This window comes from Streptomyces sp. L500 (genome assembly GCF_054551825.1).
In genome coordinates this window covers 13017-24068 of sequence record NZ_JBTOLC010000009.1, presented here as the reverse complement: position 1 = coordinate 24068, position 11052 = coordinate 13017, and the positions used below count along the sequence as shown (strand labels likewise).

Genomic DNA, 11052 nt, shown 5'->3' with positions numbered 1-11052 from the left:
AACCCCTGTGCCCGCCCTGTCACCGGAAGAGCTGTACCTCTTCGACACCACCGGATTCCTGGTCGTGCCGGGCGCCTTCGACCCGTCGGAGGTCACCGGCCTCCGCGCGGAACTCGACCGGCTCCACCCCGTCGACCCCGGCTTCGCCAACACCCGGCGCTACGACGACCTGCCCACCACCAGCGAGCTCTTCGCGAAACTCGGCCGGGACGAGCGCATCGTCGGCCGGGTCCGCGAAGTGGTCAACCAGCCGCTGCGCATCCTGGAGGGCTACGCGCTGCGCCGCGGCCGGGACAGCGTGCTCTACCTCCACGGCGGCAACTCCGAACTCCTCGACCTCGACGGCGGAACCGTGGGCCGCGACCTGTCGATCACCCACACCTACCACGACGGCAAACTGTTCTGCCCCTATGTAAAAGCCCTGATCTACCTCAGCGACATCCGCTCCCCCGAGGACGGCTCGTTCTGCTACATCCAGGGCTCGCACAAGGCCAACTACCCCCTGCTGCGCCACCGCGCCGAGCGCGGCGAGCGCGCCTCGCTGATCGACGAGGGCTTCCCGACTCTCACCGACGTCTTCGTCGGCGCCGGCGACCTGCTGATCCTCAACGAGGCGCTGATGCACGGCACCCGCCGCAAGCGCACCCCCGGCGACCGCCTCCTGGCCGCCTTCGGGTACGGGCCGACCTACATGGCCGACTGGAGCGAGTGGAACGGCGAGACCGGCGACCTGCGCGGCACCGGATACGTCGACCACGACGTCGAAGAGGACTTCGTCCGCTGACCCCTTAACGACCGTGGTGTCCACCGCACCCCGGCGCTCCCCGACACGATTGCAGGTACGCAGAGATGACGCAGGACTCCACCGCCGCCGGCCGACCGGCCCGTGGCCCGTGGGACGAGTACCTGGACACCGCGGGCCCCCTCCTCCAGGCCATGGGCGACCAGGTGCACCGACTGATCAGCGAACTCGACGAGGTACGGCGCGACGGGGCCACGGTCTATCTGGCGGGCAACGGCGGCAGCGCCTCGGCCGCCTCCCACCTCGCCCAGGACCTCCTCAAGGGCACCTCCGCCGAGCAGAACCCGCCGCTGCGCGCGATCGCCCTGACCGACAACCTGTCCATGCTCACCGCCTACGCCAACGACTGCGGGTACGAGAGGGTGTTCGTCGAGCCGTTGCGGCTGATGGCCCGCCCCGGCGACCGGCTGCTGGTGATCAGCTGCTCGGGCACCAGCCCCAATGTGGTGGCCGCGGCCCGGTGGGCCAAGGAGGCCGGGCTGCGGGTGATCGCGGTGACCGCGGGCACCGGAGGCATCCTGCGCGACCTGGCGGACGCGGAGGTCAACGCCCCCACCAAGGACGTCGGCATGGCCGAGGCCATGCACAGCATGATCTTCCACTTCGTCACCCAGTCCCTGCGGGACAACAGCGGCAGCACCCCCCACTCCCACCAGGGCTGAGAGGTCTCCCATGCGTGCAGCAACGCTCAACGGCCCCCGCGACCTGACCGTCGGGACCGTACCCGACCCGGTGCTCCCCGAGGGGTGGGCCCTGGTCCGCGTCGCCTACAACGCGATCTGCGGCAGCGACGTCTCCTTGTACAACGACGTGTGGCACGGCGCCGCCCTCCCGGCCGTACCCGGCCACGAGTGGAGCGGTACGGTCGCCGAGACCCGCAGCCCCCTGGTGTCCCCCGGGGACACGGTGGCCGGGGACATCGCGCTGACCTGCGGGCACTGCCCGTGGTGCCGTGCGGGGCAGGTGGTGATGTGCCCGGAGCTGCGCGAGTTCGGGTTCACCGACCCGGGCGGCTGCGCCGAGTTCATCGCCGTGCCCGCGACGAACCTGGTGCGGCTCCCCCCGGAGCTCGACCTGCTGGCGGCCACGCAGACGGAGCCGCTGGCCGTGGCCCTCCACGCGCTGGACCGGGTGCGGCTGGAGGCCGGGGAGAGTGTCGCCGTGCTGGGGTGCGGCGGCATCGGCCTGAACGTGCTCCAGGCGGCCCGGGCGTCCGGCGGCCGGGTCGTCCTCGCCGTCGACCCGGTCGAACGGCGCGCCTCCGTGGCCGGATCCCTCGGCGCGCGGACCGCGCTGTCGGACGCCGAGGAGGTCGCCCGGTGGATCGAGGACGTGGGACCCGCCGGGCTGCCGGACGTCGTCCTGGACGCCTGCGGCGAACCGGACGCGATCCGGCTCGCCACCGAGCTGGTGCGGCCCGGGGGCCGGGTCGGGCTGATCGGCTACAAGGTCGGCAAGCGGGTCGAGATGCCGGCCGCGCAGTGGCCGCTGAAGCTGATGTCGACGATCGGGGTGATGGGACCGGGCCGGTTCATGCGCCGGGCGGCGGACCTGCTCGCGGACGGTGCCGTGCGCACCGACCGGGTCATCACCCACGTCCTGGGGCTGTCGGAGGCGGACAAGGCGTTCCGGCTCGCCGACCAGCCCGGCCCGGACGTGATCCGGGTGGCGATCCGTGCCGACGGCTGAGCACGGGGCGGGAGGGGAGGGCGGCAGGGGTGGCTGAGCTGCGCACGGATCCGCTGACCGGCCTCACGGTGGCGGTCGACGGCCGCCGCCAGGCCCGGCCCCGCGCGCGGAGCGCGGACTGCCCGTTCTGCCCGGGCGGGCTGGAGGCGCCGGAGGAGTACCGGGTGCGGCGGTTCCCCAACCGCTGGCCCGCGCTGGACGGGGGCCGGTGCGAGGTGCTGCTGTACGCGCCCGAGCACGGCGCCTCCTGGGCGACGATGGGAATCCAGCAGGCGGTCCACGCGGTGGAGTTGTGGAGCGGGTGCACCGAGGAGCTCGGCGCGCGGCCCGATGTGGGGTACGTCCTGCTCTTCGAGAACCGGGGCGCCGACGCGGGCGCGACCGTGGACCATCCGCACGGGCAGGCCTTCGGCCTGCCCGGTGTCCCGCCCGCCCCCGCGACACAGCTGGAGCGCAGCCGCGCGCTGGGCCGCTGCGCGCTGTGCGAGGGGCCGGCGAAGGAGCTGGTGGTGGCGGAGGAGGGCGGCTGGCGGGCGTGGGTTCCCGAGGCGCCGCTGTTCCCGTACGCGCTGCGGCTGGCGCCGCGCGTCCACCTGCCGGACCTGCCGGGCGCGGGCGCGGCCGGGCGGCGGGAGCTGGCCGCGCTCCTGACGAGGGTCCTGGGCGGCGTGGACGCGCTGTTCGGGCGCCCGGCGCCGTATCTGCTGTGGGTCCACCAGCGGCCCGTCGACGGCGGGGAGTGGCCGTGGGCGCATCTGTATCTGGAGATCAACGTGGTCTGGCGGGCTCCGGGGACGCCCCGGTACATCGCGGCGGGGGAACTGGGCAGCGGGATGTACTTCACGCCGCTGGAGCCGGAGCGGGCCGCCGAGACGCTGAGGGGGGTGTGATGGCCCGGCGGCGGCGCCCGCCCCGGCCGGGCCGGCGTCCGTCCCCGGGCGCCGGGCGCCCGGGGACGGCGGGGTCAGGAGGCCAGTTCCGTCAGCTGGTCCACGAGGACCGCGATGGGGTCCGGCGGGATCTGCTTGCGGACGGCCACGGCCGCGCGGCGGCCCATCTCCTGCCACTCGCCGCGCGCCCGCCAGGCCCGTTCGAGGGCCTCGTCGAGGCAGGCGGCGGCCGGGGCGGCCGCGACGAAGCCGGTGACCCCGTCCTCGAGGAGTTCGGCGTTGCCCGCCACGTCGCTGACGATCGCGGGCCGGCCGCAGAGCATCGCCTCGATGATCACGGTGGGCAGGCCCTCGGCCCGCGAGCACAGGACCAGGCCGTGGTGCTCGCGCCAGATCGCCTCGACGTCCGTGGTGTACCCGGCGAACTCGACGTTGTCGAGGGCGAACCGGTCGCGCAGGTTGCGCAGCACCCACGCGTGGCTCCCGGAGCCGAACAGGGAGACGGTCAGGGGGCGTTCGCGCCACTTGGGGCGGGCGAGGACCTCGAAGAGCACGTCCTGGCCCTTGCTGATGGGGTCGAGCCGGGCCGGGCAGGCCAGCCGCAGCGGCTCGGCGTCCCCCGGCCACGGCGGGGCCGCGTCGTAGTCGACCTTGAAGTGGCAGCGGACCACCCGGGCGTTGGGCAGGCGCGTGCCGACCTGGCGTTCGGTGATCTCCCGGTTGGCCTCGGACACGAAGAACGACGCGCGGGCCGCGCCGTAGGCCACGGCCAGGCGCTGCGCCACGTCGTCCGCCGGCCATTCGAAGTCGGCGGCGGAGTTGGAGTAGGCGACGTACGGGTAGCCGCGCGTCCGGCACTCCTCCATCCAGCCGAGCCCCTCGTAGTTGTCGCCCTGGGACACGACGACGAGGTCGGGGCGGACCTTGTCCAGGGTGCTCGACCGGTGTTCGGACCAGGGGAGTTGATGGACGGGGCGCAGGTCGTAGGGGGGCTGCTCCCAGCGGCGGTGGACGACGACCCCGGCCCGCTCGGCGGCGGCCAGCTCGGCGGGGACCTCGTCCCAGCCCTTGACGCTCGCGTGGACCTCGGCGCCCCGGTCCGTCCAGTGCCGCGCGGCCAGCGCCCAGTTCGTCTCGCTGGGACCCCATGGCGCCGTCTCGTTCGCGGAGACGAAAAGAATACGGAGTCGTGCTCGATCGGCGGTGCCCATTCTCGCATTGCCTCCATTCCGGCCCCCTTGGGGAGCCGAAAAGACCATAACAGTGAAAGCGGGTCACGCAGAAGTGCGCACTTTCTTTCTGGACCGGGACGGCACCTTGAATGCGAAGCCGCCCGAAGGCCGTTACATCACGGATCCCGCGGAGCTGGTCCTGCTGCCGGGTGCCGCCGGGGCCGTGCGCGAACTGAACGCGAGCGGACGGCGCGTGGTGCTCGTGACCAACCAGCGGGGCGTGGCCAGGGGCCTCATGACCAGCGCGGACCTGACCGCCGTGCACGCGCGGCTCGCCGCGCTGCTGCGCGCGCACGGGGCGTTCCTGGACGCCGTTTACGTCTGCCCGCACGAGGTGGGCGCATGCGACTGCCGAAAACCGCTGCCCGGGCTCCTCAAGGCGGCCATGCGGGATTTCCCTGACATCGACCCGGCGGATTCCGTGACGATCGGCGACTCCGAGTCGGACGTTCTGGCGGGCCGGGCGGCCGGCACCGGAACGGTTCTTCTCCAGGGCCCGGGAAAACCGCCGGACAATACCTCGGCGGACCTTGTCGCAACGGATTTACGAACGGCCGTGGGGCTTCTGCTCATGTCGTCGAAAAACGGTTGCGTCTCGAAAGGCGGTCGCGTGTGAAGATCCTGGTGACCGGCGGCGCCGGTTTCATCGGCAGCGTGGTGACGCGCCGGCTCCTGGAGGAGGGGCACCGGGTCGTCGTCCTGGACGACCTGTCCACCGGCTTCGCCGACGCGGTCCCGCGCGGCGCCGAGCTCGTACGGGGCACGATGGCCCGGGCGCTGGACGTCCTGACCGGCCACCGGGGCCCGTTCGACGCGGTGCTGCACCTCGCCGCGCGGGCCCTCATCGACGACTCGGTGCGCCACCCGGAGCGGTTCTGGCGCAACAACACGGTGGAGAGCCTGACCCTGCTGGACGCCGTCCTGAGCGCGGGAGTGGGACGGCTCGTCTTCTCCTCCACGGCCGCGGTCTACGGCCAGCCGGAGCGGGTGCCGATCGAGGAGAGCGCGCCCACCGTGCCCACCAACCCGTACGGCGCGTCGAAGCTCGCCGTCGACCTGGCGCTGGAGGCGTACGCCCGGGCCCACGGTCTCGCCTCCGTGAGCCTGCGCTACTTCAACGTGGCGGGCGCGCTGGGCGATTCGGGCGAACGGCACGAGCCGGAGACGCACATCATCCCGCTGGCCCTGGACGCCGCGCTGGGCGGGGGCGGGGAGTTCGCGGTGTTCGGCGACGACTACCTGACCCCCGACGGCACCTGTGTACGCGACTTCATCCACGTCGCGGACATCGCCGACGCCCACCTGGCCGCGCTGGCCGGCGCGGTCCCGGGCGAGCACCGTGCCTACAACCTCGGCAACGGCAGGGGCTTTTCGGTGCGGGAGGTGCTCGACGCGGTGGCCCGGGTCACCGGCCGGCGCGTACCCACCCGGCCGGCGGCTCGGCGCCCGGGCGATCCGGCCGTGCTGGTCGCCTCCGGCGAACGGATCCTGCGCGAACTGGGCTGGAAGCCGGCGCGCCCGGGCCTCGACGGGATGATCGAGGACGCGTCGCGGTTCCGCCGGGCGCGCCCATGACGGCCGCGCGCCCGACGGAGGGGTTCCGCTTCCGCTACCGTACGTCCCACAGGAGCCGGGCCAGCTCCCCGATGTCGTCGACGCCGGAGAGGTCCAGGGGCACTTCCTCCAGGACGTCGAAGTCATGGAGGAAGGTGAACCGGAGCATGTCCTCGGCGAAGGTGTCGGTCACCTGCCATTCCGCCCCTTCGAGCAGCGCGGCGAGCAGTCCACGGTCGGCACGGAACGCGTTGAGGTGCAATTGGACGAGGCTGTACCGGGGGTCGCCCGCGTATACGTCGGTGAAATCGATCAGACCGGTCACCGACACGTTCCCCGCATCGACGAAAAGATTGGTGCCATGCAGGTCGCCGTGCACGAATACGGGTTCGACGCCGTCGAGCAGGGCGTCGACGGGGGGCAGGAAGTCATCGACCGCGTCGAGCAGTCGCGGGGAGAGGTAACCCCATTCCCGATGGTCCTCGACGGTGGCCGCGCGGCGTTCCTCGAGCAGTTCGGCGAAGACCGGGGAATCCGGTCGCAGCGCTCCGCCGCCGGTCAGCGGAACGGAATGCAGCCGGCGCAGTACCGCGCCGAACCGCCGGGCCAGCGCGAGCCGCGTCGGCCGGTCCGCGCGCGCCGTCGCCTCCCGCCACGTCAGCCCGGGGGCCGCGGCCATCACCAGGTACGGCCACGGCCAGCCGTCACCGCCGGGGAACAGCTCGCCTCGCCCCAACAGCGGGGGAACCGGCAGACCTTGGCCCGCCAGCACTTCATACGCCTCGGCTTCCGAGGCGTAGTTCTCCGGGCCGCACCAGTGCTCGCCGTAGAGCTTGACGACCGCGCCGGTGTCGGCGATCAGTACGGGGTTGGTGCTCTCCCCCGGGACCCGTAAGGCCCCCGGGGCGGGGAGGCCGACCGCGGCCAGCGCCCGCCGGCCCCAGGGCTCCCAGAATTCCAGGTCGTTCCGGAGTTTCGCGTAGGTTTCGTCCGATGTAATTTCCATCGGCTGTGCGGGGTATTTATTGGGCACAGCATTCTCAGGCACGGCAGGTCCCCGATTTCTCCGCGTGTGGCGATTCTCTGCGTGTGGTGATGCCCTATCGAATTCGGTTCAGGATAACATGGTCGGCCTGCCGGGCAACGGTGAAGCCCGGCCATTCGACCCGTCATTGCGAGGTGTGCGCATTGAACGTCGAGGGCGCCCCGATCCCGACGAACGCTTCCTCTCTCGCCGTACTCCGCCGGCTCGGCCCGTATTTACGGCCGGTATGGCTCCCCGTCACCGGGGCGGCCGCCGCCACATTCGGAGCCCTGCTGTGCGGGCTCGGCATTCCCCTGGTGGTGCAGCGCGTCATCGACGGCCCGCTCGGCTCCGGCGACTTCGGCCGGCTGCCCTGGCTGATCGCCCTCGTCGCCGTGCTCGGCACGGCGGAGGCCGGCCTGTTGTGGGCCCGCCGCAAGCTCATCGCCCGCCCCACCGCGCTGGTGGAGTCCCGGATGCGGGCCGACCTCTTCGCCCATCTGCTCCGGCTGCCCGTCGCCTTCCACGACCGGTGGCAATCCGGCCAGTTGATGTCCCGCGCGGTCAACGACCTGGTGACGCTCCGCAAGTACCTGGCCTTCGCGGCGGTCTTCCTCGTCGTCAACTCCCTCACCCTCGTGGTGGGCCTGGGCATCCTGTTCACCATCGCGCCCGAACTCGCCCTGGTCGGGCTGATCAGCGCGGCGCCACTACTGCTGATCACATACTTCTACGAGACGAGCTACAAGAAGGTGGCCCGCCGGGCGCAGGACCAGTCCGGGGACCTCACCACCATCGTCGAGGAGACGATGCTCGGCACCCGCGTCATCAGGGCGTTTGGCCGGTCCGCCGAGCGCACCCGGCAGTTCGTGGCCCAGGCCCGCCGGCTGCGGTCGACCGAGCTGCGCATCGTCCGCATCCTCGGCGGGCTGTCGACCGGCCTGCTCATCCTGCCCGAACTCGGCATCGCCGGTCAGCTCGCGGTGGGCGGCTGGGGCATCGCCGAGGGCAGGCTGACGCTGGGTCAGCTCGTCGCCGCGATCACGATCAGCACCTATCTCCGCTGGCCCACCGAGTGCATCGGCTGGGCGCTGTCGGAGACGAGCACGGCCGCCGCGGCCTGCGACCGCTACTGGGAGATCAGGGACTGCCCGCCGACGGTCACCGACCCCGCCCGGCCCGTCTCCCCGGCCCGCCCCGCGCGGGGCCGACTGCGTTTCGAGAACGTCCACTTCCAGTACCCGGACCAGCCGCGCCCGCTGCTGCGCGGCGTCGATCTGGAGGTGCGCCCCGGCGAGACGATGGCGCTCGTCGGCGCGACGGGATCCGGCAAGACCACCCTGGCCGCCCTCGTCCCCCGGCTCGCGGACGTCACCGCGGGCCGCGTCACCGTCGACGGCGTGGACGTCCGGGACATGCCCCTGGCCGAGCTGCGGGCGATGATGGGCTGCGCGTTCGAGGACGCGCTGCTCTCCTCCGCCTCCGTGCGCGAGAACGTCGCCCTCGGCGTCCCCGCCGCCTCCGACGCGGACATCCGCGCGGCGCTGCGGGTGGCCGGCGCCGAGGGGTTCGTCGACGCGCTCCGCCCCCACGGGCCGGGCACCCGGATCGGCGAGCGCGGCATGTCGCTGTCCGGCGGACAGCGGCAACGGCTCGCCCTCGCACGCGCGGTGCTGCCCCGGCCCGCCCTGCTGGTGCTCGACGACCCGCTCTCCGCACTCGACCTCCACACCGAGGCGGAGGTGGAACGGGCGCTGCGCGAGGTGCTGCGCGACGCCACCGCGCTCGTGGTGGCGCACCGGCCGAACACCGCGCGCATGGCCGACCGGGTCGCCGTCCTGGCCGACGGCCGCGTCCTGGCCGTCGGCACCCACCAGGAGCTCCTGGGCTCCTGCCCCCACTACCGCACCCTGATGGCGACCCCCGGCGAGCCCGGCGCCGCGCAAGCGGTAGGGGCCGATCCGCGGCCGGCCGGCAAGGCGGTGACCCCGTGAGCGACACCACGTACGCCAAGCCCGACGAGCAGGCCCCGGACTTCACCGGCGCCCTCTCCGCCGAGGACGCCCCCGTCCTCGACAAGGCCACCCAGGCACGCGTCCACGCCCGTTCGCGGAAGCTCCTCGGCTCCCTGCTGCGCCCCTGGCTGCGCCGGTCCCTGCTGGCGCTGGCCGCCCTCGTGGCCGAGAACCTCGGCCAGCTGGCCGGGCCGCTGCTGATCGCCCGGGCCATCGACGTCGGGGTGCCGGGGGCCGTCGCGGGGCGGCCCGGCGCGCTCGTGTGGTGCGTGGCCGGCTTCACCGCGTGCGCCCTGGTCGCCGCCGGGGCGCGCTACGGCTTCTTCCGGCTGAGCGGGAGCGTCGGCCAGGCCGTCCTGCTGGACCTGCGCACCCGCATCTTCGAGCACGCGCAGCGGCTCCCGGTGGCCTTCCACGACGCCTACACCTCCGGTCGCGTCGTCTCCCGGCTCACCTCGGACGTCGACGCGGTGCGCGACCTGGTGGAGACGAGCCTGGACGGCCTGCTGACCTCGCTGCTGTCGGTGGGCGGCATCGCCGTCCTGCTGCTGTGGCTGGACCTGCCGCTGGCCCTGGTGGTCCTCGGGACGTCCGTCCCCCTCGTCCTGATGACCCGCTGGTTCCGCGAGCGGTCGCGGCAGGCGTACCGCAGGGCCCGCAACACCGTCGCGGAGATCCTCGTGGAGCTGGGCGAGACGCTGGGCGGCATCAGGGCCGTCCAGGCGTTCCGCGCCGAAGCCCGCGCGGCCGACCGGATGAACCGGCTCAACGACGACTTCCGCGACGCCCACACCGACGCCCTCCACGTGGTGGCCCGGTACACGGCGGGCGTCCGGCTGGTGGGCAACGTCTGCCTGGCCCTGGTGCTCGCCATCGGCAGCTGGCGGGTGGCGAACGACACCCTCCAGCTCGGCGTGCTGACCGCGTTCGTCCTCTACCTCCGCAAGTTCTACGACCCGCTGGACGAGCTCGCGACGTTCACCAACAAGTACGCGGCGGCCGCCGCGGCCCTGGAGAAGATCTCCGGCTTCCTGGCCGTACGGTCCTCCGTGCCCGAACCGGCCGCTCCCGCCGCCCTCGACGCCGACCGGCCGGGCCGCGGCCGGCTCCGGCTCCGGGCCGTGGAGTTCCGCTACACCCCGACGGGCCGGCTCGTCCTCCCACGCCTGGACCTCACCGTCCCCGCCGGGCAGACCGTCGCCCTCGTCGGGGAGACGGGCGCCGGGAAGTCCACCCTGGCCAAACTCCTCGCCCGGTTCTACGACCCGACGGCCGGCGAGGTGCTGCTGGACGGGGTGGACCTGCGGGACCTCGCCGAGGGCGACCTGCGCCGCGAGGTGACACTGCTGACCCAGGAGAACTTCCTGTTCAGCGGCACGGTCGCGGAGAACGTCGCGCTGGCCCGGCCCGACGCGACCGACGCCGACATCCGCGCGGCGGCGGCCGCGGTCGGCGCCCACGCGTTCATCGAGGCGCTGCCCGACGGCTACGACACGGACGTCAGCAAGCGCGGCAGCCGGCTGTCGTCGGGCCAGCGCCAGATGGTGGCCCTCACCCGCGCCTTCCTGGCCGACCCCACCGTGCTGCTGCTGGACGAGGCCACGTCCAGCCTGGACATCCCCACCGAACGCGCCGTGCAGGCCGCCATGGCCAAGGTGCTCGCCGACCGCACGGCCCTCATCATCGCCCACCGGCTCTCGACGGTCCTGGCCGCCGACCGCGTCCTCGTCATGGACGCCGGCCGCATCGTGGAGGACGGGCCGCCCGCGCGGCTCATCGACGCGTCGGGGCCGTTCAGCCGGATGTACCGCACGTGGATCGCGGCGGTGGGCGAGGATTGACGCTG

The 11052-nt window shown here is 73.1% G+C and carries 10 protein-coding genes; 8 read left to right on the top strand and 2 right to left on the bottom strand.

Annotated features, from left to right (window positions below; genetic code table 11):
- Positions 1 to 7: 7 nt before the first annotated feature.
- The 4 genes from ACX9I7_RS11600 to ACX9I7_RS11585 all read left to right on the top strand — a co-directional run bounded on the left by ACX9I7_RS11600 (position 8) and on the right by ACX9I7_RS11585 (position 3381).
- Complete coding sequence (locus ACX9I7_RS11600; protein ID WP_459387252.1) at positions 8 to 784, top strand: phytanoyl-CoA dioxygenase family protein; 777 nt, start codon at positions 8 to 10, stop codon at positions 782 to 784.
- 65 nt (positions 785 to 849) lie between these two features.
- Positions 850 to 1464: an SIS domain-containing protein gene (locus tag ACX9I7_RS11595; RefSeq protein ID WP_358624872.1), complete on the top strand. Its 615-nt coding sequence runs from the start codon at positions 850 to 852 to the stop codon at positions 1462 to 1464.
- A 10-nt stretch (positions 1465 to 1474) separates the two neighbouring features.
- Complete coding sequence (locus ACX9I7_RS11590) at positions 1475 to 2491, top strand: zinc-dependent alcohol dehydrogenase (protein WP_459387251.1); 1017 nt, start codon at positions 1475 to 1477, stop codon at positions 2489 to 2491.
- A 29-nt stretch (positions 2492 to 2520) separates the two neighbouring features.
- A complete protein-coding gene (locus tag ACX9I7_RS11585) occupies positions 2521 to 3381 on the top strand; it encodes a galactose-1-phosphate uridylyltransferase (RefSeq protein WP_387567626.1) in 861 nt (286 codons plus the stop codon).
- 74 nt (positions 3382 to 3455) lie between these two features.
- On the opposite strand, the gene ACX9I7_RS11580 is transcribed toward ACX9I7_RS11585, so the two are convergent.
- The gene (locus tag ACX9I7_RS11580) at positions 3456 to 4592 is read right to left on the bottom strand and encodes a glycosyltransferase family 4 protein (protein WP_459387250.1); all 1137 of its coding nucleotides are present in this window, start codon (positions 4590 to 4592) and stop codon (positions 3456 to 3458) included.
- 73 nt (positions 4593 to 4665) lie between these two features.
- On the opposite strand from ACX9I7_RS11580, the gene ACX9I7_RS11575 reads away from it, so the two are divergent.
- Positions 4666 to 5229 (top strand): D-glycero-alpha-D-manno-heptose-1,7-bisphosphate 7-phosphatase, encoded by a 564-nt coding sequence (locus tag ACX9I7_RS11575; RefSeq protein ID WP_459387249.1) that lies wholly within the window; start codon positions 4666 to 4668, stop codon positions 5227 to 5229.
- Positions 5226 to 6188, top strand: a complete 963-nt coding sequence (gene galE / locus ACX9I7_RS11570) for a UDP-glucose 4-epimerase GalE (RefSeq protein WP_459387248.1) — start codon at positions 5226 to 5228, stop codon at positions 6186 to 6188. The genes ACX9I7_RS11575 and galE overlap by 4 nt, the downstream gene beginning before the upstream one ends.
- Before the next feature lie 34 nt (positions 6189 to 6222).
- On the opposite strand, the gene ACX9I7_RS11565 is transcribed toward galE, so the two are convergent.
- A complete protein-coding gene (locus tag ACX9I7_RS11565) occupies positions 6223 to 7173 on the bottom strand; it encodes a phosphotransferase family protein (protein ID WP_459387247.1) in 951 nt (316 codons plus the stop codon).
- Positions 7174 to 7355: 182 nt separating this feature from the next.
- Here ACX9I7_RS11565 and ACX9I7_RS11560 point away from each other — a divergent pair, with 182 nt between their 5' ends.
- Together ACX9I7_RS11560 and ACX9I7_RS11555 are read left to right on the top strand one after the other, a co-directional pair.
- On the top strand, positions 7356 to 9185 hold the full coding sequence (locus ACX9I7_RS11560) for an ABC transporter ATP-binding protein (protein WP_459387246.1): 1830 nt from the start codon (positions 7356 to 7358) through the stop codon (positions 9183 to 9185).
- Positions 9182 to 11047, top strand: coding sequence for an ABC transporter ATP-binding protein (locus tag ACX9I7_RS11555; RefSeq protein WP_387567614.1), 1866 nt, complete (start codon positions 9182 to 9184; stop codon positions 11045 to 11047). The genes ACX9I7_RS11560 and ACX9I7_RS11555 overlap by 4 nt, the downstream gene beginning before the upstream one ends.
- Positions 11048 to 11052: the final 5 nt, after the last annotated feature.

Excerpts from the sequence above, each read along its gene's own strand:
- ACX9I7_RS11595 (WP_358624872.1), top strand. The coding sequence starts at position 850 with ATGACGCAGGACTCCACCGCCGCCGGCCGACCGGCCCGTGGCCCGTGG.
- ACX9I7_RS11580 (WP_459387250.1), bottom strand. The coding sequence starts at position 4,592 with ATGGGCACCGCCGATCGAGCACGACTCCGTATTCTTTTCGTCTCCGCG.
- ACX9I7_RS11590 (WP_459387251.1), top strand. The coding sequence starts at position 1,475 with ATGCGTGCAGCAACGCTCAACGGCCCCCGCGACCTGACCGTCGGGACC.
- ACX9I7_RS11565 (WP_459387247.1), bottom strand. The coding sequence starts at position 7,173 with ATGGAAATTACATCGGACGAAACCTACGCGAAACTCCGGAACGACCTG.